Origin of the sequence: Pseudomonas silensiensis (assembly GCF_050434865.1) — a bacterium.
GTDB classification, from domain to species: Bacteria; Pseudomonadota; Gammaproteobacteria; order Pseudomonadales; family Pseudomonadaceae; genus Aquipseudomonas; species Aquipseudomonas fluorescens_W.
Window position 1 is genome coordinate 74,380 of sequence record NZ_JBNDJH010000024.1, and the last position, 22,664, is coordinate 97,043.

Here is a 22,664-nt window from a genome sequence, read left to right on the forward strand (position 1 = left end):
GCTACAAGTTGCGCGTCGTCTAGTCAGAGCGGCCCGTCAATTTTCTCGGGCACCTCGTCGATCAGCATGAACAAGCGGAACAGCACCACGCTGACGAACAGTTGCAGGAAGCTGTGAGCGCTGTCGATCAGCAGGGAAATCACCGGGTTCTGCGGTTCGGGATAGACCGCAAGGGTCGCACCCTTGAGCACCCACAACGGGCCCATGACACAGAGAATGCACACCAGAATGCGCAGGAAATGGCCGCGGGTCAGGCGCAGGCTTTCCTTCATCGCCGCCAGCGGTGCGAAGCCGCGCAGCACCAGCAGGTACTCGCCAAACGCCAGCGTCACCATCAGCCAGATGCCCGGCAGGAAATACAGCGACAGGCCGATCAGGATCAGCAGGGTGTTGAGCGCGGTGAGCAGGGCGAAGCGTGGCCACAGTGTCGCGGACATCGCCAGCAGGTCGCGATTGCGCGGTGATTCGCCACGACTGCGGGCATCGAGAAACAGGATCAGCGCGGCGGTGTACAGCGGATAAACCAGCAAGCCGACCATCACGCTGATACCGGGAAAGCTGTCCGGCTCGGTGGAGTGGTCGACCACTTGTTGCAGGAGCGACTCGAAGATCACCAGCGGCAGGCACAGCCGCACGATCTGGCCCAGATTGCGCTTGAAGAAATACAGAGAGTCACGCAGCACATCGAACGAATTCATCAGTCGGTATCGCAGGTTGGAAGCAGTGGCCCACTTTAACCGATGATGCGCTTTGGGGCGCAAACGTAAACGTTCGGTAAAGGCTATTGAAACAACTTGTTTCAGCCTCCATTAAGGTCGTGCGCCTTATCCTCTTTGGAAAAGGACAACGATTTCTCCGGCAATCTACGAGGTCGCCATGAACAGCGAAGAACAAACCCTGATCGATGGACTGTTTTCCCGGCTGCAACAGGCCGAAACGGACTCAGCCCCGCGCGACGCCCAGGCCGAGGCGCGGATCAAGGAACACCTGACTCGCCAGCCTGCGGCGGGTTATTTCATGACCCAGGCGATTCTGGTGCAAGAGGCCGCCATCAAAAGCCTCGACGAACAGAACAAACAACTCGCCCGGCAAGTCCAGCAATTGCAGGCCGAACTGCAATCGGCCAAGGCTCAGCCGGCTGCTGCGGCACCGAGCAGCGGTGGCTTCCTGTCGAGCATCTTTGGTGGCGGTTCCCGTGATCCGCAGCCAGCGCCTACCCAAAGCCCACCTGCATCGAGCGGTGGCGGCTGGCGTGAGCCGGCGCGGCCGTCGTTCAACTCGCAGCCGCCACAACAAAACTTCGGTGCGGCGCCGCCTCAGCAGAATTACGCACAACCACAACAGCCGGTTGGCAGCGGTTTCCTCGGTGGTGCGCTGAAAACCGCCGCCGGTGTGGCCGGTGGCGTGATGCTGGCGCAAGGCATCAGCAGCCTGTTCCATCACAATCAGCAGCCGGAAGTGGTTGAAGTGATCAAGGAAGAACCGGCTCAGGTCAACGATCAGAGTGGTGACAACGGCTGGGGCGAGGATCAGCGCGTGGCGGACAACGCCAATGATCAGGGCGGCTTTACCGACGCCGACTACAGCGATGACAGCTCATCGTTCTTCGGCGGCGACGACGATTCCTTCGTCTGATAAGCCATTCGTCCGGAGCGCTACGGCGCTTCGGGCCGATTATTCGCGGAACAATCCTTCAGACTGGCATACTGGGCCACTTTTCGGGCCTGGTGCCTGATCCTGCCCGCGCTCCGGCGCGCCAACGAGGATGACCGGTGAAAAAAATCGCAGTGTTCGCCGATGTCCAGAACCTCTATTACACCGTGCGTCAGGCCTATGGTTGCCATTTCAACTATGCCGCGCTGTGGGCTGATATCAGCAAACAGGGCGATATCGTCGAGGCCTATGCCTACGCCATCGATCGCGGCGACAGCAAACAACAGCAATTCCAGCAGATCCTGCGCAACCTCGGCTTCGTCGTGAAGCTCAAGCCCTACATCCAGCGCAGCGACGGCTCGGCCAAGGGCGACTGGGACGTGGGCATCACCCTCGACATCATGGACGCCGCCGATCATGTCGACGAAGTGGTGCTGGCCTCTGGTGATGGTGATTTCGACATGTTGCTGGAGCGCATCATCACCAAGCACGGGGTGCAAGCCGTGGCCTACGGCGTGCCGGGCCTGACGGCCAATTCGCTGATCCGCGCCGCCAGCCGCTATGTGCCGATCGAAGGCGCGTTGCTGCTCAAGAATTGATTTTTACGGAGTTGAAACAGGTTTGGAACGCATAGCAGTCATCGACTTTGAAACCACCGGGATCTCCCCGAGCAGCAGCTGCCGGGCCACGGAAATTGCCGTGGTGATCCTTGAACAGGGGCGCATCGTCGAGCGTTACCAAAGCCTGATGAATGCCGGCGTGCGCGTTCCGGCCTTCATTGAGCAACTCACCGGCATCAGCAACGCCATGCTGCGCACCGCGCCATCGGCGGAGCAGGTGATGAACGAGGTCAATGAATTCGTCGGCATCACACCGCTGCTGGCCCACAACGCCGCGTTCGACCAGAAGTTCTGGGACTTTGAGCTTGGCCGCATCAAGCGTACCCGTTTGCAGAACTTTGCCTGCTCGCTGCTACTCGCCCGCCGTTTGATGCCCGCCGCGCCGAACCACAAACTCGGCACCCTCACCACGTTCGCCAACCTGCCCCACACCGGTAAAGCTCACCGGGCCATGGCCGATGCCGAGATGGCGGCCAACCTGACGGCGCATCTGGCGCAGGAGTTGCGACAGAAGCATGGGTTGCGGGAGTTGTCGCATGATCTGTTGGTGAGCTTGCAGAAAGTGCCGGCGGCGAAGATCAATGAGCATCTCAAGCGCCATCGCGGGTTCTGACAGAAACAGCTCCTACAGGGGATTATTTGCCATTCCCTTCCAACTGCCCCAACGGCACGCGCTTCTCTATCGCGCTCGACAACACAATCGACGTCTTGCTGAACCCGAACTTGGCGATCCGGTTGATCAACTCTTCCAGCTCCGGCATCGAACCCACGGCCGCTTGCATGATCACGCACGGATCACCCGTCACTCGATGGCATTCGGTCAGTTGCGGGATTTTGATCAAATCGTCGTAGGCCTTCTGGTTACCGTGCTGGTTCAAACGCAGTTCGATCACGCACTGGATCGGCAAGCCCAGCTTGGCCATGTCGACTTTCGCCTGGTAACCGGTGATCACCCCGCAGGCTTCGAGTTTGGCCACGCGCTCGGCTACGGCCGGAGCGGACAGGTTCACTTTGCGCGCCAGGTCGGCATAGGACGCACGACCGTTTTCCAACAGGGCGCTGAGGAGCATGCGGTCGTATTTGTCCATCGTCGGACTCCTGAAAAATGACTGACTTTCGAAAACACGGTTTATAGCGATGATCTCCGTGTTTTGAAAAGTGTACCGGCGCTATAAACAGGTTTTGTAACTTATTTTACGCCGCTGGCCTTTCTAGAATAGCTGTTCACTTGTCTTGCCTACGAGCTGCCCCATGCCTGGCTTACGTCGTTTTCCCTTACCGTTGATCGCTGCCTTCTTCGCGTTGTACGTGATTTGGGGCTCGACTTACCTGGTGATTCGCATCGGCGTGGAGTACTGGCCGCCGTTGCTGCTCGCCGGTATCCGCTTCGTGATCGCCGGGACGTTGATGTATGCGTTCCTGCGTTGGCGCGGGGCGCCGGCACCGACCTGGGCGCAGTGGAAAGCCGCCGGGATCATCGGGATTTTGCTGCTGGCGTGCGGTAACGGCGGGGTGAGCGTGGCCGAACACATGGGCGTCGCCTCGGGGGTGGCTGCGTTGGCGGTGGCGACGGTGCCGCTGTTTACCTTGCTCTGCGGATATTTCTGGGGTGCGCGTAATACCCGTCTCGAATGGGCGGGGATTGTGCTCGGGCTGATCGGCATTGCCATGCTCAACCTCGGTTCCAACCTGCAATCGAGCCCGCTGGGTGCCATGTTGCTGATATTCGCGGCAGCGTCCTGGGCCTTCGGTTCGGTGTGGAGCAAACACTTGCCGTTGCCCCAGGGCGCGATGGCCAGTGCCGTGGAAATGTTGGTGGGCGGCGTAGCGCTGCTGATCGGCAGTGCGCTGAGTGGTGAGCATCTGGAAGCCATGCCGCCGATCGAAGGCTGGGCGGCCCTGGCCTACTTGACCTTCTTCGGCTCGATCATCGCTTTCAACGCTTATATGTATCTGTTGAAAAACGTGCGGCCGGCGGCGGCCACCAGTTATGCCTACGTCAACCCGGCCGTGGCGGTGTTGCTGGGGATCGTGTTTGTCGGCGAGACCATCGGGATCGAAGAAGCGCTGGCCATGTTGGTGATCATCAGCGCCGTGGTGCTGATCGGATTGCCGCAGTGGCGTCGAGCTCCCGTTCAACCTGCCGTAGCGGTGCCGACAGAATCCCGTGTGAATTAGGGTAAACTGCGCGCCATTGCACACCCGCGCTGATTTTTCCTACGGTAATCCCATGACTTTCGCCACCCTTGGCCTGATCGAACCCTTGCTGCGCTCTCTCGAGACGCTCGGCTACCAGACCCCGACGCCGGTTCAGGCGCAAGCCATTCCGGCGGTGCTGGCCGGTCGCGACCTGATGGCGGCCGCCCAGACCGGGACTGGCAAGACCGCCGGCTTCGCGCTGCCGCTCCTGCAATTGCTGGCCATGGAAGGGCCGAAAGTGGCGTCTAACTCGGTACGCGCTCTGATCCTGGTACCGACCCGCGAATTGGCCGAACAGGTTCACGAAGCCGTGCGTCAGTACGCCGAGAACCTGCCGTTGAGCACTTACGCGGTGTACGGCGGCGTCAGCATCAACCCGCAAATGATGAAGCTGCGCAAGGGTGTTGACGTGCTGGTGGCGACGCCGGGTCGTTTGCTCGACCTGTATCGCCAGAAGGCCCTCAAGTTCAATCAGCTGCAAACCCTGATTCTGGACGAAGCCGATCGCATGCTTGATCTGGGTTTCTCCGAGGAACTGGGGAATATCTACCGCGTGTTGCCCAAGCAACGTCAGACGCTGTTGTTCTCCGCGACTTTCTCCGACGCGATTCGCTTGCTGGCTGGACAAATGCTCAACGATCCGTTGAGCATCGAAGTCAGCCCGCGCAACGTGGCTGCCAACACCGTCAAGCAATGGGTGGTGACGGTGGACAAGAAGCGCAAGTCGGAACTGTTCGTTCACTTGATGCGCAAGGGCAAGTGGAAGCAGGTGCTGGTGTTCGCCAAGACCCGCAACGGCGTGGACGCGCTGGTGGAAAAACTCCAGGGCCTGGGCATCAACGCCGACGGCATCCACGGCGACAAACCGCAGGCAACCCGCCAGCGCGCACTGGACCGTTTCAAGGCCAGTGAAGTGCAGATTCTTGTGGCCACCGACGTTGCAGCCCGTGGTCTGGATATCGAAGATTTGCCATTGGTGATCAACTTCGACCTGCCAATCGTCGCCGAGGACTACATCCACCGCATCGGTCGTACCGGTCGCGCGGGTGCAACCGGGCAGGCGATTTCGCTGGTCTGCGCCGATGAAGTGAATCTGCTGTCGGCCATCGAGACGTTGACCCGTCAGACATTGCCTCGCCAGATGGAGCATGACTTCGAGCCTGAGCACCGGGTACCGGATACCGATGCCAGCGGTCAGGTGGTCAAGAAGCCGAAAAAACCGAAGAAGCCAAAGACCTCCGGTGGCGGTAAACGCAATCTGGGCAAGTGGGTTGAGAGCGGTGATGCGTCGGCGCCGGAGCCTTCGATCAAACCTGTGCGGAAGGTGCCGGTGTTTAATACCGGGCCGCGTAAGAAGAAGCCTTGATGGTGTGATCGGCTTGAGATCCACCCCCTCACCCTAACCCTCTCCCCAGAGGGGCGAGGGGACTGATCGAGTTGTTCTTAAAGCTACATCGACCTGAAAGATCTGAGTCGAACTCCGGATTTGAAAGGCGTGGAGATCTGCTCCCTTTCCCCCCTCTACCCTTTGGGGAGAGGGCTGGGGTGAGGGGTGGATCTCGAAGGCTGTAGAAGTACGTGTGGCCAACACATCACGCCCCTCGCTTCAACCACTCCACCATCCCCAACCCCGCCGCTCGCCCACTGGCGAAACACGCGGTCAGCAGATAGCCGCCCGTCGGCGCTTCCCAATCCAGCATTTCCCCCGCGCAGAACACGCCTGGCAGTTGCTTGAGCATCAAACGCTCATCCATCGACTCGAACATCACGCCACCGGCGCTGCTGATGGTCTCGTCCAGTGGGCGGGTTTTCACCAACGTCAGTGGCAACGCCTTGATCGCTTGTGCCAGCAGCGCCGGATCAGCGAAGGATTCGGCCGGAGTGAGTTCGCGCAGCAACGCCGCTTTTACACCATCGATCCCGAGCTGGCTGTGCAGATGTTTTGACATGGAACGAGACCCACGCGGCTTGCTCAGCGCAGCCTGCACTTTATCCACAGGCCTGCCCGGCAGCAGGTCCAGGTGAATGGTTGCCGAGGCGTGCTGATTGATGGCTTCGCGGATCGGCGCCGACAGGGCGTAGATCAAACTGCCTTCAATCCCGGTTGCCGTGATCACACATTCCCCGAGCCGCGGCACGTCGTCATTGAGGCCGATGGCGATGTTTTTCAGCGGGGCGCCGGCGAATTTACTGACCATCAACTCGCTCCAGGCCTCCACCTCGAAGCCGCAATTACTCGGTTGCAGCGGCATGAGTCCTACGCCGCGTTGTTCCAGTGGCAGCATCCACGCGCCGTCCGAGCCGAGCCGCGACCAGCTGCCGCCGCCGAGGGCCAGCAAGGTTGCGTCAGGCTTGACGGTTTTTTCGCCTTCGGGGCTGTCGATGCGCAAACCACCGCTGTCATCCCAACCGAGCCAGCGGTGACGGGTGTGGATAACGACGCCGCTGTCTCGCAGACGTTTGAGCCAGGCACGCAACAGGGGGGCGGCTTTCATGTCGGTAGGAAAGACTCGGCCGGAGCTGCCGACAAAGGTTTCGATGCCCAGGTCATGAATCCATTGGCACAGCGCATCAGCGCCAAATGACCGCAACAGTGGCGCAATCTGCGGCGCGCGTTCGGCGTAGCGAGAGAGAAATGCCGGGTAGGCTTCGGAATGGGTGATGTTCATGCCACCCACACCGGCCAGCAGGAATTTTCGCCCCACTGAAGGCATGCCGTCGTACAGGTCGACCTTGATCCCGGCCCGACTCAACACTTCAGCCGCCATCAATCCGGCAGGGCCGCCGCCGATGATGACAACGTGAGAAGAGGAGGAGGGCGAGGGTTGGGTCATGGCGAGAGCTGCGGCGTGGCGGAATAAGCCGCGCATTCTATCAGCACGAATCATAGTGAGCGTTGCTGAAGAAGCTGATCAAAAAACAACCACCCCTTTGCAGGCTATATGCAGCATGGCCTGTAGGCGCTTTCACTCAGGTTATCCACAGGCAGTTCCACAGGCATTGTGGGTAAAGACTCACACCTCAATGACAACCTGATGACTGCCAGACCCGTTGCGCACTGTGATGCAGGATTCCATGACGGCGCGCCAGCGCCTTGCGGTCCTTGCTGTAGCCACCGCCGATCACGCCAACCACCGGGATATCCCGGCCCAGGCAATGACGCATCACACTTTCATCGCGAGCGGCAACACCTTCGTCGGTCAGCTTCAGGTAGCCGAGCGCGTCATCTTTATGCACATCGACACCGGCGTCGTACAACACCAGGTCAGGTTGGTAGAGCGGCAGCAAATAATTCAGCGCATCGTCCACCACCTTCAGGTAGTCGGCATCACCCATGCCCTTGGGCAGTGGAATGTCCCAGTCACTTTCGGCTTTGCGTGCAGGAAAGTTCTTCTCGCAGTGCAGGGAAACCGTCACTGCTTCCGGGGTGTTGTGCAGGATACGTGCAGTCCCGTCGCCCTGGTGCACATCGCAGTCGAAGATCAGCACCCGGTTCACACGGCCGCTTTCCAGCAGGAAATGGCTGATCACCGCCAGGTCATTGAAGATGCAGAACCCGGCGGGATGGTCGTAATGCGCGTGATGGGTGCCGCCGGCCAAGTGACAGGCCAAACCATGTTCCAGCGCCTGCTCGGCGGCCAGCAGCGAGCCGCCAACCGCACGCACGGTGCGCCGGGCCAGGGCTTCGCTCCATGGCAGGCCGAGGCGCCGCTGGTCTTCGCGGGACAACTCGCCGCCCATGTAGCGTTTGATATACGCAGGGTCATGTGCGAGCGCGAGAATCTCTGGCGGGCAGAGGTCGGGGCGCAGCAGGTCTGCGTCCCGGGTCAGTCCGCTGTCCACCAGGTGATCGCGCAGCAGGCGAAACTTGTCCATGGGGAAGCGGTGATCCGCCGGGAACTCGGGACTGTAGTCTTCGTGGTAGATCAGGGGCAGGGGCATGGCTGATTTATACAGGACGGTCGGTAGGAAAGAGTGAAGGATCCTACCAGCGATGTAGACTTGTGGCATGGGAACGGGGGGCACGATGGAACCGATACAGGAACTCGAGAGCGCGCGATTGCTGTTGCGGCAGTGGCGTGATGAGGATTTGCCGGAGTTTGCGGCGATGTGCGCCGATCCACAAGTGATGCGATATTTTCCGGCGCCCTTGAGTCGTCTGGAAAGTGCCTCGCTGATCGGGCGGATTCGTGGCCATTTTGCCGAAAATGGCTTCGGTCTCTGGGCGCTGGAGCGCAAGGACACCGGGGCATTTATTGGTTTTACCGGGCTCGCCGTGGTCGGTTTCGACGCGCGTTTTACCCCAGCCACCGAAATCGGCTGGCGCCTGGCCCGCGAGCACTGGGGCCTTGGTTATGCCAGTGAAGCGGCGTGGACCGCTCTGCGCTGCGGGTTTGACCGGTTGGCGCTGAAAGAAGTCGTGTCCTTCACCACCGAAACCAACACGCCGTCGCAGAAAGTCATGCAGGCCATCGGCATGCACCATGATTCAGCCGATGATTTCGATCACCCGATGCTCGCGGCCGATCATCCCCTGCGTCACCATGCGCTGTACCGCATCACCCGTGAACAATGGCTGCAAACCTTGCATGGATAAGCCGGCGCGGACGTTTACAATGGCTCCCACGGGCCCTGGCCAGAAATTGAATCGACCGTCGCAGCCAAGACTGCGCGGCATGCGTTGTGTGAGGAGAGTCTGAATGAGCCAAGTGTTGGATGATCTGGTTGACCTGCTGACCCTGGAGCCGATTGAAGAAAACCTGTTCCGTGGCCGCAGCCAGGACCTGGGTTTTCGTCAGCTGTTCGGTGGTCAGGTAATCGGTCAGTCCCTGTCGGCGGCCAGTCAGACGGTCGAAGAAGCGCGCCACGTGCATTCGATGCACGGTTATTTCCTGCGTCCGGGCGATTCCGCGCTGCCCGTGGTTTATCAGGTTGATCGGGTACGCGACGGTGGCAGTTTCAGCACGCGCCGGGTGACGGCGATCCAGAAGGGCAACCCGATTTTCACCTGCAGTGCGTCGTTCCAGTACGACGAAGAAGGCTTCCAGCATCAGTCGGAGATGCCAACCGTAGTCGGCCCGGAAAACCTGCCGTCAGAGCTGGAGCTCGCTCAGCAGCGTGCGGACCTGATTCCCGAGCACATGCGTGAAAAACTGCTGTGCCCGAAACCGATCGAGTTTCGCCCGATCACCGAGAAAGATCCCTACAACCCGCAACCGTCCGATCCGATCAAATACGTCTGGTTTCGCGCCGACGGTGCTTTGGCCGATTCGCCGGCGCTGCATAAATACCTGCTGGCCTACGCCTCGGATTTCGGTCTGTTGACCACATCGATGCAGCCCCATGGCAAATCGGTCTGGCAGAAAGACATGCAGGTCGCCAGCCTCGATCACGCGCTGTGGTTCCATCAGGATCTACGCGCCGATGATTGGTTGCTGTATGCGATGGACAGTCCTTGGGCGGGCAACTCGCGCGGTTTCTCCCGTGGCAGCGTGTTCAATCGTGCCGGGCAACTGGTGGCGTCGGTCACGCAGGAAGGCCTGATTCGCCACCGTAAGGATTGGGCATGAGCCTGGCCGAGGTGCGGCACTGGGTGTTCGACATGGACGGCACCCTGACGGTGGCCGTGCATGACTTCGCGGCGATCCGCGTGGCGTTGGCGATTCCTGCCGAAGACGACATCCTGACCCACCTCGCCGCGCTGCCGGCCGATGAAGCCGCCGCCAAACATGCGTGGTTGCTGGAACACGAACGAGACCTGGCGCTCGGTTCGAAAGCGGCTCCGGGTGCGGTAGAGCTGGTGCGTGAGCTGGCCGGGCGCGGTTATCGCCTGGGTATTCTCACGCGCAATGCGCGCGAACTGGCGCATGTCACGCTGGAGGCGATCGGCCTGGCCGACTGCTTCGCGGTGGAGGATGTGCTGGGCCGTGATGAAGCACCGCCAAAACCGCATCCCGGTGGTTTGCTGAAGTTGGCCCAGGCCTGGAATGTCCCGGCCAGTGAGATGGTGATGGTCGGTGACTACCGCTTTGATCTGGATTGCGGTCGGGCGGCAGGGGCGCGGACGGTGTTGGTGAACCTGCCGGATAATCCGTGGCCGGAATTGACGGATTGGCATGCCGCCGATTGCGTGGTGTTGCGGGAAATGTTGTCGGCTTGAGGGCCCCTTCGCGGGCAAGCCCGCTCCCACAAGGTTCTGTGTTGATCACAATATTTTGTACAACACAAAACCTGTGGGAGCGGGCTTGCCCGCGATAGCGTCAGATCAGGCAATACAGAATTCACTGACCGAACAACGCTTTCTGCCCCTGCGGCGAGTTAAACATCCCATCCCCGTCATGCCCGACCCCGGGCACTTCAATCAGTTGCTGACTCAAACCTTGAGGATGCAGCCGCTTCAGATAAGCAAAATAATTGCGCCCGCGTGCCAATCGATTGGCTCCCTGAGCCTGGGCCTCACAGCTTTTATCCAGCGCCGGCTGCTTCGGGTCGCTGTCCTGCTGCCCGAGTAGGTAAACGACATCGCGTTTGACGTAGTTTTCCTCCAGCTGCTTGGCGTTTTGCCCTTTGGCATAGGCGGGCAAATCCGTCAGCCCGTACTTCCAGCGATTGAAATTCGGGCAACCGGCGTGGCTGAACGCCACCGGCCGTCGTTCATCGAAGTACGCATAAGACGATGGGTTGGCGATGACGTAACGCACCTGTATGTCGGCCGCCTTGAGCGCTGGCTGATCGTGGCCCAGCAACGCGTATCGCTGCACCACCTGAGCGCCGCCGGAGTGACCGGCAATGACAATCTGCTTCACGTCCGGAAACTGTTTTCGATCGCCGATTCGGGCGATGATTTCGTCGAGCGCCGCGTAGGAGCTCATGGAAAGTGGAGCGGTGGATAAACCGCCCGCCATCCAGTCATTGCCCTGCCAGCGCAATACGCTGTCAGCCACGGTATGGGCCGTGACGTCGGTTTCATTGAGAAATTGCGGTGCGATCACCAAGGTACTCGCGCTTTGCCCGGCCTGTTCGGCCGCGCGCACGGCGCTCTGGCGATAGGTGTCGGCATTGCGCAATCGACCATGGATGATGATCAGCACGCGTTCGATTTTCTTCGGCGCCGGGCCGATGCCCACCGCGATTTCACCTGAAGTCAGCAACAGGCGTCCGGGGCTGACGTCCTTGACCGCATGCTCGGCAGCCTGGGCGCTTGCGCAGGTGATCAGTAGAGCTAACAGCCACTTATTCATTTATAGGTTTTTCGCTGCAAAGGTATCGCACTGGCCGACCTGGCCTTGTGCGAATCCGGTTTTGAACCAGCGCACCCTTTGCGCCGACGTACCATGAGTAAACGAGTCCGGCACCACACGACCCTGACCTTGCTGTTGCAAGCGGTCATCGCCGATGGCGTTGGCGGCGTTCAAGGCTTCTTCGATGTCACCGGGTTCCAGCCAGTTCAGCCGTTTCTGCGCGTTGTTGGCCCAGACTCCGGCCAGGCAATCGGCCTGCAGTTCCTGGCGTACCAGCAAACCGCCGTCGCCTTCCATCTGCCGACCCTGTTGGCGAGCGGTCTGAATTTTCGCGGAAACACCAAGCAAGGTCTGCACATGGTGTCCGATTTCGTGAGCGATCACGTAGGCCTGAGCGAAGTCGCCAGCGGCAGCAAAACGTTGGGACATTTCCTGGAAGAAACTCATGTCCAGGTAGACCTTCTGGTCCGCCGGGCAATAGAACGGGCCGGTCGCAGATGTCGCCAGGCCACAGGCCGAGTTGACGCGGTTGCTGAACAGCACCAGGGTCGGGTCCTTATATTGACGACCGGCCTGCTGGAAAATCTGCCCCCAGGTGTCTTCGGTATCGCCGAGGATCGAGCGCACGAACTCGGCGCCTTCATCAGTGGCCGGCGGCGCCTTGCGGGTTTGAGTCGGGGCCGGTGCCGATTGCTCGCTCATCTGCCCGGTCAGTTGCCCGAGGATTTGCATCGGGTCCTGGCCGGTGATCCAGCCGATCCCGACGATCAAGATAATCGCCGTCAGGCTCAGGCCCTTGCCGCCACCGAAGCGCATCCCGCCACCGCCACCGCCGACATCATCTCCACGGGCATCGACCACGTTGTCGCTGCGTCGGCCTTTTTTCCATAGCATGTGGGAATCCTCTGAGTGTCCGTGGGGATGAGTGTTGCTGCTGAGTGGGAGCGGCGCCAGTCCGGTCGTCCATCTTTTGTTGCGCACAGCAGCCTTCCCGGCAACCTGTGATGGGTTGCCGGAAGTCTTCCAGACTCGTATTGAACACGGACAACCCATCTAATTCCTTCAGGCGACGGGTTTTTATCGAGCAGGCGACCACCTGCGTCGGCGAAATTAACGGTCGAACGCATCCCACACTGGCGCAAAGTCTGGATTGACCTGGCGTTCGCGTTTGGACAAACCGGCGATCAACGTTCGGTCTTCGTCATCCAGATTCACCTCGAGCGCTGCCAGGTTGGCCAGTTGATTGGCCTGGCTGCGGGCTTTTGGAATGGCGGCCACGTTCGGTTGATCAAGCAGCCACTTGAGTGCCACTTGCGTTGGCAGGACTCCGTGTTTGGCGGCGATCTGCCGGATTTGTGGGATGTCCGAGACCTTGTTGCGGGCCAGTGGCGTGTAGGCCGTCAGCGCCAGATCATGTTGGCGGGCGTAGTTCAGCAGAGCGTTTTGTCCGAGCAGTACGTGGTACTCGACCTGAATGGCTGACAGCGGAATACCCAGTTCCTCGACGACTTTGCGCAACAACGGCAGTGGAAAATTCGCCACACCGATGTTGCGCGCCAGTCCTTGTTCCTTGAATGACACCAGGGTCTCGATCGTGCTCGGCAAGTCCCAGTCGGTGGTCGGCCAGTGGATCATGAACAGGTCAACGTAATCGCTGCGCAAGGCCTTGAGGCTGCGGTCCATGGAATGGCGCATGGCATCGGGTTGAAGCTGATCCCACCAGACTTTGGTGGTGACGTGGATGTGATCGCGAGGGGTAGGACTGTTCACCAGCGCCTGGCCGACGGCGTCTTCATTGTTGTAGGCCGCGGCGGTGTCGATGTGCCGATAACCCAATGCCAAGGCCTGTTCCACGGCGCGAGTGCATTCCTCGCCGAGCATCGGCCAGGTGCCGAGGCCGAGTTTGGGCATGTTCAAACCCTGTGCGTTAACGATGCGCTGCATAGTCGATCTCCTGTTCGTAAGCGGTAATACCTGCGATATGTCGCGCGGCGATGTAGCCGAAGGTCAGCGCCGGGCCCAGATTGATGCCGCCGGCGGGGTAGTGCCCGCCCATGATGCTGGCCATGTCTCCGCCTGCTGCGTACAGCCCGGCGATGGCCTCCCCCGATTCGCCGAGCACCTGGGCATGTTCATTGACCTTGAGGCCGGCGAAGGTGCCGAAGCAGCCGGGCTGGACTTTCACGGCATAGAAGGGGCCTTGTTCGATCGGTGCGACGCAAGGGTTGGGTTGTTGCAACGCATCACCCTGTTTGCGGTTGTAAGGCGTCGAACCGCGACCGAACAGCGGGTCTTCACCCTTGCGCGCGTGCCGGTTGTATTCGGACACGGTGCTGCGCAAACCTTTCGGGTCGATGCCGCAGGCCTGGGCCAGTTCCTCAAGGGTGTTGCCGGTTTTCAGATAGCCGCTGCGGATAAGGGATGACAGCGGCAGCGGAAACGGCCGAGAGATACCCAGGCCATAACGCCGCTGAAAGCCATGGGTGCAGACCAGCCAGGAGACGACTGCTTCGCCCTTCGGGGCGGCGGCGACCATGGCCGTCACATAGTCGAAGTAGCCGTTGGCTTCGTTGACAAAGCGCTGGCCGTTGCTCAACACGCCAATGATCCCCGGTTTGCCGCGCTCGATGATGTGCGGGAAGTGGCCGAGGCTGCCGTCCTTGTGTGGCACTTGCGAAACCGGTGCCCAGGCGACGGGCGACGCCAGATCGGTGTTCACCCGCGCGCCAGCGCTTTCGCCCAGTCGCAGGCCATCGCCGCAGACGCCGAGAGGTGGCAACGCCAGGTGTTCGTGCCCGGTTGGCGTACGGGGAAACAATGCCCTGCGCCGCTCGATGTCATTGGCAAAACCACCGGCCGCCAACACCACGGCCTTGCGCGCACGGATGCGAACCTTGCCTTTGGCGGTGCTGACCATCGCGCCTCGAACCTGATCGCCATCGCGCAGCAGCTCAGTAACGGGCGCCGACTCCCAGAGCAATGCGCCGAGGTCTTCGGCGGACTTTGCCAGCCGAGCCACCAGCGCGACACCGTTGACCAGTTGCATCGCCCGACCATGCACAGCGAGATCGAGCAGGTGCCGCGAAAAGCGCCGGGTCACGTGCCAGGCCGCCGACAGCGAGCGGGTCAGATTGAGAAATGCCGAGAGGTCCGCGCCTGCCATGATTGGCATGCCCATGAACGAAGTTTCCCGCATGGTCTTGCGAAGACGCTTAAGCAGCTTGCCGACTTTTCGCCCGTCGTAAGGCGCCGCGATGACCGAGCGTCCTCCCGTGCCGGCGCCCGGTGTATCGCCATGAATATCGGCAATGGCGTTGCCGTCGGCAAACTGCAGCGAGGTGTGCTGCTCAAAGAACGCCACCATCCGCGGACCGGCTTCGAGGAAAGCATCGATCATGGCCGGCTCGTAACGCTCGCCCAATTCGTGTTTCAGGTAAGTGCGCGGCTGCTCGACGTCTTCGACGATCCCGGCGCGCTGGGCCAGGGGATTGCACGGCACCCACGCCCAACCACCGGACCATGCTGTGGCGCCGCCGAACACTGGATCTTTTTCGACCACGATGATTTTTAGGCCGTGCCACGCCGCGGTGACTGCAGTGGACAGTCCCGCCGCACCGGAGCCGACGATGAGCACGTCGCAATCGATATCCGGGAGATTATTTGATTCGGCAGGCATCGTCTGAAGCTCCAGCGGTTTGTATTTTTTAGAATTTGATTCCAGAAAATATAGGAGCGTAATCGAACTCGGCAACCTTTCACCGGGTAAAGCGGGCGGTTATCGGACAGTGGGTTCCAGATTTCGCATTCGGTCGGTTGTCTTCTAGAATCGGACAAATTTTGTGTGGAACTTCCCATGGCCGGCAGTCAGATCGAACGTGTTTTCAGCGTGCTTGAAAGCCTCACCAGTGACCCACGGGGCCTGCCGATGCAGACGCTGGCGGAGCAACTGGATATTCCCAAAAGCGCGACCCACCGGTTGCTCGCCGAGCTGATTCGGCTGGGTTACGTGCGACAAAATCCAGAGAACCTGCGGTATCACCTGTCGACCAAACTGGTGGCCATGGGTTTCCGTTACCTGTCGGGTAGCGGTGCCGATATTGTGCAGCCGGTGCTTGACCGCCTCGCCCAGGAAACCGGCGAGCTGGTGCGGCTTGGGGTGATTGAAGGTGAGCGGCAGATCTGGATCGCCAAATCCCAGGGCGCCCGTTCCGGCCTGCGCTACGACCCGGACATGGGCCGCGATGCGCCTCTGTTTTATACGGCGTCGGGGCATGCATGGCTGGCGTGTATGAGTGATGCCGAGGCGCTGTCCCTGGTCGAACGGCAGGGTGGCGAGCGGCCGAAGGACATTGGGCCGAATGCACCACGTTCCAACATCGAACTGCTGGAGCGCCTGCGTATGGCGCGGGAGCAGGGGTATGCCTGGGTCGAGGAAAGTTCGGCGGTGGGCACCTCGGCGATTGCTGCGGTGGTGCGACATCCGAGTGATGGTCGAGTCATCGGCGTGCTGAGCATCGCGGGGCCCAGCGCGCGGATGCCGGGGGCGCGATTGCATGAATTGGCACCATTGTTGTTGAGGTTTACTGAGGAACTGTCGGCGGCCAGTCTGGCGTCTGAGTTGTTCAGCTGATTGATGTGTGCGTTGTTCGCACACTTTTTCGGTTTGCTTGTGTAAGAATCTGGAACCAGGTTCTAAATTGTTGGAAGTCGCCCTTCCAACAATGATCACAAGAGGACCGCACGATGAGTTCACCCTTGCGTATTGCCCTGATCGGGGCTGGCAATATGGGCCAGCAGCATTACCGGCATCTGCAATCCCTGACGGAAGCAACCTTGTGCGCAGTGGCCGATCCGGGTCCGCAGGCAGTGGGGCTGGCGGCGGAGTGGGGCGTGGCGTATTTCGCTGATCACCGTCAGATGTTGGAGCAGGTCAAGCCAGACGCGGTGATCGTCGCCAATCCGAATACGCTGCACGTCAGCACCGCACTTGATTGCCTCGCTGTCGGCGTGCCGGTCCTGCTGGAAAAACCGGTGGGCGTGCACTTGAATGAAGTCCGCGAACTGGTCGGCGCTTCGAAAGCCACCGGCGTTCCGGTGCTGGTCGGTCATCATCGTCGGCATAATCCGTTGATCGTCCGCGCCTATGAACTGGTGCACAGCGGCGCGCTGGGCAGCCTGACCGGTTCCGATGCGGTCGCGGCGCCCTGGAGCTGGGAGCTGGATTGCGGCGAGAACCCGGTGTACCCACGTCAGGCCGATCAACCGTGTTATCTGCTCGCCGGGACCGGCGGTGCGTTGAGCATTCCGCAACTTAAGCGCTGGCACTACGCTGATACCGATGGGGGATGGCATCAACCGTTGCTGACGGTGCAGGAAAACTTCAGCGCCGATGAAGCGCTGCGTTTGCAGTTGCAGCATTTCGTGCGTGTGGCGCGTCGGGAAGTCGAGCCGTTGGTGAGCGTCGCGGATGCCGCCCGCACCTTGGCGCTGATTGAAGCGATACGCGAGGCCGCCGAAACCGGTCGTGCCTGCGCACCGACCTTGATCGAGGAATGACCATGAACGATCGGATCTTTTCCCTGGCCAGCCTGACGGTGCTGGAATTGTCACCACCGGAGATGGTCGAAGTGGCAGCACAGGCTGGTTACAGTCATGTCGGATTACGGTTGGAGCCTGCGACGCCTGAAGAACACCACTTTGCGCTGGTCGCCGATATCGGGTTACGGCGCAAGACGTTGACGCGACTGCGCGAGACCGGCATTCGTGTGTTGGATGTCGAGATCCTGCGTCTTAAACCGGAAACCGTCGTCGCCGATTTCGAGAAGATTCTGGCGGTCGGTGCCGAATTCGGTGCCAGTGAATTGCTGGTGGCCGGTAACGATCCTGACGAACAGCGGCTCACCGACAACTTCGCTCGGCTGTGTGATCTGGCGGCACCTTACGGGCTTCATCCGCATTTGGAGTTCATGCCGTGGACCGATGCGCGCAATCTCGAACAGGCGGTGCGCATCGTCGAAAACGCGGGGCGTGAAAACGGCGCGGTGTTGGTGGATGCGTTTCACTTCGACCGTTCGGCTTCGCGGCTGGAAGCTCTGGCCAGAGTTGCCCCGTCACGGTTACGGTATGCCCAGCTGTGCGACGTTGCCGGGCCACGGCCGAATGACATGGCAGAGATTCTGCGCCAGGCCCGTAACGAGCGGCGTTTTCCGGGCGATGGCGATTGTGATCTGGCGGGGTTGTTGCAGTATTTACCGGCCGATATTCCGTTGAGCCTTGAGATCCCCACCGTGAAGTTGCTTGAGCAGGGCGTGAGCGGGTTGCAGCGGGCGCGGATGGCGTTGAGTAAAACCCATGAGTTGTTAGCGCGGCTGTAAGGGATGCTTTTAACTAGTTGATGCAAAACAAAAGGGATACCGAATGACCGTCAGCACTCCGCTCTCCGGTGTAAACCAACCCTTCAAAGGGATTCTGCTGATCGTCGTTGCGACCTTCCTGTTTTCCAGTCACGACGCCTTGTCGAAATACCTCTCGGGCTTCTACCCGATCGTCATGGTGGTGTGGGCCCGGTATGTGGTTCACACCTTACTCATGGCCGGGATTTTTCTACCGCAATCCGGGCTTGGTGTCCTACGAACCAAACGGCCGTTACTTCAGCTGTTGCGGGCGTTGTGCCTGTTGGGCACCAGTCTGTTTTTCACCACCGGCTTGCAGTACATCCCCTTGGCGGAAGCCACGGCGGTCAACTTTCTTGCGCCGGTTCTGGTGACTGCGCTGTCGGTGCCACTGCTGCGCGAGCACGTCACGCGTGGCCAGTGGATTGCGGTGATTTGCGGGTTCATCGGCGTGTTGATCATCGTCCATCCCGGCGGAGAACTCTTTACCCCTGCGGTGTTGCTGCCGCTCTGCTCGGCGCTGTTTTTCTGCTTCTATCAGTTGCTCACCCGCAAGCTCAGCAACATTGATAGCCCGACCACCAGCAACTTCTTCGCCGGGCTGTGCAACACCCTGGTGATGAGCGCGCTGGTGCCATTCTTCTGGCAAGTCCCCAGCCTGGGCCATGGATTGATGATGGTGGCGCTGGGCGCCTGCGGGATGACGGCTCACCTGTTTCTGACACAAGCCTTCCGTCACGCCGCCCCTGCATTGTTGGCGCCGTTCGGTTATTGCCAGATTGTCTTTGCCGGCTTGCTGGGCTGGTTGCTGTTTTCTCACACGCCGACCCTGACCACGGTGGTCGGGATCGCGGTAATTTGCTGCAGCGGGTTGGCGGCAGCCTGGCAGCAGAGTCGTCGGTGAGAGAAGCAGGGCAGGCCTGGAATCAGGCCTGCCAAGAGGAGAGGTTTTACGGGGTGACGGTAGGAATCTTGCGCGGTGCCATGAAGTACATCCAGATCAGCGCGATGAAGTACATCGCCGGAATCATGGTGAACAGCACGGTGTAGTTGTTGTTGGTGATCGTCAGAATGTGGCCGACCAACTGGGTCATGAACATCCCGCCGATGGCCGCGCACATGCCACCGAAGCCGAACACCGTACTCATCATGTGTTTAGGCGTGTAGTCCATCACCAGGCTCCAGATGTTCGCGGTCCAGGCCTGGTGCGCACCGATGGCCAGGGAGATGGCGAACACCGCGACCCACAGACTGCTCGAACCCGCCGCCATGATCACGCCGACGATGCAGCAGGCGAACAGGAACATGGACATCAGCCGCGCCTTGATCGGGTTGACGCCGCGGCCGATCAGGAACGAGGACAGGATCCCGCCGCCGACGCTGCCGAAATCGGCAGTGAGGTAGATGATGATCAGCGGGATACCCATCTGGGTCACGTTGATCCCCAGGTTGTATTGCTGATTGAGGAACGGTGGCAGCCAGTAGAGGTAGAACCAGAACACTGGCGCGGTGATCGCGTAAGCCAGGGCGAAGGCCCAGGTGCCACGCATCCGCAAGATTTTCGAGAACGGTACGCGGGATTGTTCCGGCTCTACTTCCTTCTGGATGTAGTCCAGTTCCGATTGTTTAACGCTCGGATGATCTTCCGGGTTGAAGTACTTCAAGCCCCAGAACAGCAACCAGATCCCGCCCAGTGCTGACATGCACAGGAACGCGGCTTGCCAGCCCCACACATGAAGGATCAGCGGCAGCAGCATTGGCGTGAACATCGCCCCGACGTTGGTGCCGGCGTTGAAGATGCCGGTGGCCACGGCGCGTTCGCCGGCCGGGAACCACAACCGGGTGGTCTTCACGCACGCCGGATAGTTGGCGGCTTCCGTCAGACCCAGAATGAATCGGCAGACCATGAAACCGACGGCCGAAGTGGCCAGGCCATGGGCACCGGTCGCCAGGCTCCAGAGCAGCACGGCGAAGAAGAACACGCGCTTGACGCCGACCCGATCGATCAACCGGCCTTGCAGCACGAAACCGATGGCGTAGCCGACCTGGAACCAGAAGTTGATGTTGGCGTAGTCCATCGCCGTCCAGCTCATTTCCTTGGCCAGGATAGGCTGCATCACGCCCAGTGCGGCGCGGTCAATGTAGTTCAGGGTGGTGGCGAAGAACACCAGCGCCAGCATGCCCCAACGGGTTTTGCCGACCGCCATCGCGCCACGGATCTTGTCGCCGATGCCACCAGTGGCAGAAGTCATGGAGGAACGCTCCACGGGAGAGCTTTGAGAAGGAGTCATGTAGGCCACCGATTGTTTTTATGTGGTGTTCTGGGTCTTTGGTCACCGAGACCGAGGTGTGTGACCGGGCTCAATGTGGAGTCGATGTTGCGCAGTGGACGAAAAATCGTCAATTCGCCAAGGGCCATTGTGTTCGATAATCGCACGCAAAACTAACTGGGTAGTACACTTTGAATTGCTCATTAAACAACCCGGCTCAATAATTCGCTCATTCTTTTAAAAGCGGCGCAAATTCCCTGTAGCCGAAGCCTCCACCGGGAGTCGATATATGCAGCGTTCCATTGCCACCGTGTCCTTGAGCGGTACCCTGCCGGAAAAACTTGAAGCCATCGCCGCCGCCGGTTTCGACGGGGTGGAGATTTTCGAGAACGACCTTCTCTACTACGACGGTAGTCCGCGGGAAATTAAACAGATGTGCGCCGACCTCGGGATCGCGATCACGCTGTTTCAACCCTTCCGGGATTTCGAGGGCTGCCGCCGCGACCGCCTGCCACGCAACCTGGAGCGGGCCGAGCGCAAGTTCGACCTGATGCAGGAACTGGGTACGGACCTGGTGCTGGTGTGCAGCAACGCTTCGGCCGACTCTATCGGTGACGAACAGATTTTAGTCGACGACTTGCGCCTGCTGGCCGAGCACGCGGGTGCCCGTGGTTTGCGGATCGGCTACGAAGCGCTGGCCTGGGGCCGCCACGTGAACACTTATCAACAGGTGTGGAACATCGTCCGTCAGGCTGATCACCCAAACCTCGGCGTGTTGCTCGACAGCTTTCACACGCTGTCGCTCAAGGGTGATCCGAGCGCGATTGCCGAGATTCCCGGCGACAAGATTTTCTTCGTGCAAATGGCCGACGCGCCGATCCTGGCCATGGACGTGCTGGAGTGGAGCCGGCATTTCCGCTGCTTCCCGGGCCAGGGTGAATTCGATCTGCCGGGTTTCCTCGCGCCGATCATCAAGAGCGGTTACACCGGGCCATTGTCGCTGGAGATCTTCAACGACGGCTTCCGCGCCGCGCCGCCACGGGCCAATGCCGCCGATGGTTTGCGCTCGTTGCTGTACCTGGAAGAGAAAACCCGCGAACGTCTGGCGCAGGAAGCCGAGCCCCCGGCGACTGTCGACATTCTGTTCGAGACACCTAAGGCCAGCGAGTACAACGGCATCGAGTTTCTTGAATTCGCCGTGGACGAAAGCCTTGGCGCCAAGCTGTCCCACTGGCTGGAGCGGCTGGGCTTCGTCAAGGCAGGACAACACCGTTCCAAGAGCGTCAGCCTGCTGCGTCAGGGTGATATCAACCTGATCCTCAACTCTGAGCCTTACTCGTTCGCCCACAGTTTTTTCGAGGCTCACGGCCCATCGCTGTGCGCCACCGCCGTGCGGGTCAAGGACAGCGCCAGCGCGCTGGCGCGGGCCGTGGCCTATAAAGGTCAGCCGTATCGCGGGCTGGTTGGCCCCAATGAACTGGAGCTCGCCGCAGTGCGCGCGCCGGATGGCAGCCTGATTTATCTGGTAGACCAGGACGCCGATGTCTACGGCACCGACTTCAATCTGCAACCCGCCGCCGTGGCCAGTGGCGGCCTCAAGCGTATCGACCATATGGCCATGGCGCTGCCGGCCGACAGCCTCGACAGTTGGGTGCTGTTCTATAAAAGCCTGCTGGATTTCGAAGCGGACGATGAGGTGGTGCTGCCTGATCCGTATGGCCTGGTGAAGAGTCGGGCGCTGCGCAGTCGGGACAGTTCGATCCGCCTGCCGCTGAACATTTCCGAGAATCGCAACACCGCAATCTCACACGCATTGTCGAGTTATCGCGGCTCCGGCGTGCATCACATCGCCTTCGATTGCGACGACATCTTTGCCGAAGTCAGCCGGGCCAAGGAGGCAGGCGTACCGCTGCTGGATATCCCGCTCAATTACTACGATGACCTCGCTGCGCGGTTCGACTTCGACGACGAGTTCCTCAGCGAACTGGCCTATTACAATGTGCTTTACGATCGCGACGCCCAGGGTGGCGAGCTGTTCCATGTGTATACCGAACCGTTCGAAGGGCGCTTCTTCTTCGAGATCATCCAGCGCAAGAACGGCTACGCAGGTTACGGCGCAGCCAACGTCGCGGTGCGACTGGCGGCCATGGCCAAGTCGCGAAGCGGTGCTGTACGTCAGGCAAAGTTGTAGGAAAATCGTAAACACGGAAACAAACCGCTGCCGCGCGGCTTCCTTCACTGTGCGGCGCGGCTCATAATCGCCAACCTGTGCAGTGATGGCCGTGAGCC

22 protein-coding genes are annotated in these 22,664 nt (G+C 60.4%); 13 read left to right on the plus strand and 9 right to left on the minus strand.

Going from position 1 to position 22,664, the window contains the following annotated elements:
• Positions 1–23: 23 nt before the first annotated feature.
• Positions 24–698 (minus strand): YciC family protein, encoded by a 675-nt coding sequence (locus QF010_RS27000; RefSeq protein ID WP_033054208.1) that lies wholly within the window; start codon positions 696–698, stop codon positions 24–26.
• A 178-nt stretch (positions 699–876) separates the two neighbouring features.
• Between QF010_RS27000 and QF010_RS27005 the strand changes: the two genes are divergently transcribed.
• The 3 genes from QF010_RS27005 (at position 877) to QF010_RS27015 (ending at position 2,886) form a co-directional block, all read left to right on the plus strand.
• On the plus strand, positions 877–1,635 hold the full coding sequence (locus QF010_RS27005) for a DUF2076 domain-containing protein (RefSeq protein WP_429534274.1): 759 nt from the start codon (positions 877–879) through the stop codon (positions 1,633–1,635).
• Between the two features lie 137 nt (positions 1,636–1,772).
• Positions 1,773–2,252 carry a LabA-like NYN domain-containing protein gene (locus QF010_RS27010; protein WP_046048735.1) on the plus strand — a complete coding sequence of 160 codons (480 nt, stop codon included), beginning with the start codon at positions 1,773–1,775 and terminating at the stop codon, positions 2,250–2,252.
• A 22-nt stretch (positions 2,253–2,274) separates the two neighbouring features.
• Positions 2,275–2,886, plus strand: a complete 612-nt coding sequence (locus QF010_RS27015) for a 3'-5' exonuclease (protein WP_046048736.1) — start codon at positions 2,275–2,277, stop codon at positions 2,884–2,886.
• Between the two features lie 22 nt (positions 2,887–2,908).
• On the opposite strand, the gene QF010_RS27020 is transcribed toward QF010_RS27015, so the two are convergent.
• Positions 2,909–3,361, minus strand: coding sequence for an Lrp/AsnC family transcriptional regulator (locus QF010_RS27020; protein ID WP_008149219.1), 453 nt, complete (start codon positions 3,359–3,361; stop codon positions 2,909–2,911).
• Between the two features lie 163 nt (positions 3,362–3,524).
• Here QF010_RS27020 and yedA point away from each other — a divergent pair, with 163 nt between their 5' ends.
• Entirely contained in the window at positions 3,525–4,451 is a 927-nt protein-coding gene (yedA, locus tag QF010_RS27025) for a drug/metabolite exporter YedA (protein ID WP_429511839.1), read from the plus strand.
• A gap of 52 nt (positions 4,452–4,503) precedes the next feature.
• Positions 4,504–5,838, plus strand: coding sequence for an RNA helicase RhlE1 (gene rhlE1 / locus QF010_RS27030; RefSeq protein WP_429511840.1), 1,335 nt, complete (start codon positions 4,504–4,506; stop codon positions 5,836–5,838).
• Between the two features lie 226 nt (positions 5,839–6,064).
• On the opposite strand, the gene QF010_RS27035 is transcribed toward rhlE1, so the two are convergent.
• Positions 6,065–7,306, minus strand: a complete 1,242-nt coding sequence (locus tag QF010_RS27035) for a TIGR03862 family flavoprotein (protein WP_429534275.1) — start codon at positions 7,304–7,306, stop codon at positions 6,065–6,067.
• Between the two features lie 187 nt (positions 7,307–7,493).
• Positions 7,494–8,414, minus strand: a complete 921-nt coding sequence (locus tag QF010_RS27040) for a histone deacetylase family protein (protein WP_429511842.1) — start codon at positions 8,412–8,414, stop codon at positions 7,494–7,496.
• Positions 8,415–8,499: 85 nt separating this feature from the next.
• On the opposite strand from QF010_RS27040, the gene QF010_RS27045 reads away from it, so the two are divergent.
• From QF010_RS27045 to QF010_RS27055, 3 genes are all read left to right on the plus strand, one after another.
• The gene (locus tag QF010_RS27045) at positions 8,500–9,069 is read left to right on the plus strand and encodes a GNAT family N-acetyltransferase (RefSeq protein WP_429534276.1); all 570 of its coding nucleotides are present in this window, start codon (positions 8,500–8,502) and stop codon (positions 9,067–9,069) included.
• A gap of 103 nt (positions 9,070–9,172) precedes the next feature.
• The gene (gene tesB / locus QF010_RS27050) at positions 9,173–10,042 is read left to right on the plus strand and encodes an acyl-CoA thioesterase II (RefSeq protein WP_033054222.1); all 870 of its coding nucleotides are present in this window, start codon (positions 9,173–9,175) and stop codon (positions 10,040–10,042) included.
• The gene (locus QF010_RS27055; protein ID WP_033054223.1) at positions 10,039–10,632 is read left to right on the plus strand and encodes an HAD family hydrolase; all 594 of its coding nucleotides are present in this window, start codon (positions 10,039–10,041) and stop codon (positions 10,630–10,632) included. The genes tesB and QF010_RS27055 overlap by 4 nt, the downstream gene beginning before the upstream one ends.
• A 121-nt stretch (positions 10,633–10,753) precedes the next feature.
• Here QF010_RS27055 and QF010_RS27060 read toward each other — a convergent pair whose 3' ends face one another.
• From QF010_RS27060 to QF010_RS27075, 4 genes are all read right to left on the minus strand, one after another.
• Positions 10,754–11,713 (minus strand): alpha/beta fold hydrolase, encoded by a 960-nt coding sequence (locus tag QF010_RS27060; RefSeq protein ID WP_033054224.1) that lies wholly within the window; start codon positions 11,711–11,713, stop codon positions 10,754–10,756.
• Positions 11,714–12,607: a KPN_02809 family neutral zinc metallopeptidase gene (gene ypfJ, locus QF010_RS27065; RefSeq protein WP_033054225.1), complete on the minus strand. Its 894-nt coding sequence runs from the start codon at positions 12,605–12,607 to the stop codon at positions 11,714–11,716.
• Positions 12,608–12,823: 216 nt separating this feature from the next.
• Entirely contained in the window at positions 12,824–13,657 is an 834-nt protein-coding gene (locus QF010_RS27070; RefSeq protein ID WP_429534277.1) for an aldo/keto reductase, read from the minus strand.
• A complete protein-coding gene (locus QF010_RS27075) occupies positions 13,641–15,389 on the minus strand; it encodes an FAD-dependent oxidoreductase (protein ID WP_429534278.1) in 1,749 nt (582 codons plus the stop codon). The genes QF010_RS27070 and QF010_RS27075 overlap by 17 nt, the downstream gene beginning before the upstream one ends.
• Positions 15,390–15,566: 177 nt before the next feature.
• Here QF010_RS27075 and QF010_RS27080 point away from each other — a divergent pair, with 177 nt between their 5' ends.
• From QF010_RS27080 to QF010_RS27095, 4 genes are all read left to right on the plus strand, one after another.
• A complete protein-coding gene (locus tag QF010_RS27080) occupies positions 15,567–16,343 on the plus strand; it encodes an IclR family transcriptional regulator (protein WP_033054227.1) in 777 nt (258 codons plus the stop codon).
• 113 nt (positions 16,344–16,456) lie between these two features.
• Positions 16,457–17,269, plus strand: a complete 813-nt coding sequence (locus QF010_RS27085; protein ID WP_429534279.1) for a Gfo/Idh/MocA family protein — start codon at positions 16,457–16,459, stop codon at positions 17,267–17,269.
• Positions 17,270–17,271: 2 nt separating this feature from the next.
• Positions 17,272–18,087 (plus strand): sugar phosphate isomerase/epimerase family protein, encoded by an 816-nt coding sequence (locus tag QF010_RS27090; RefSeq protein ID WP_033054229.1) that lies wholly within the window; start codon positions 17,272–17,274, stop codon positions 18,085–18,087.
• A gap of 43 nt (positions 18,088–18,130) precedes the next feature.
• Entirely contained in the window at positions 18,131–19,009 is an 879-nt protein-coding gene (locus QF010_RS27095; RefSeq protein ID WP_033054230.1) for a DMT family transporter, read from the plus strand.
• A gap of 46 nt (positions 19,010–19,055) precedes the next feature.
• Here QF010_RS27095 and QF010_RS27100 read toward each other — a convergent pair whose 3' ends face one another.
• A complete protein-coding gene (locus QF010_RS27100) occupies positions 19,056–20,357 on the minus strand; it encodes an MFS transporter (protein ID WP_429534280.1) in 1,302 nt (433 codons plus the stop codon).
• 307 nt (positions 20,358–20,664) lie between these two features.
• On the opposite strand from QF010_RS27100, the gene quiC reads away from it, so the two are divergent.
• Positions 20,665–22,566 carry a 3-dehydroshikimate dehydratase QuiC gene (gene quiC / locus QF010_RS27105; RefSeq protein ID WP_429534281.1) on the plus strand — a complete coding sequence of 634 codons (1,902 nt, stop codon included), beginning with the start codon at positions 20,665–20,667 and terminating at the stop codon, positions 22,564–22,566.
• Positions 22,567–22,664: the final 98 nt, after the last annotated feature.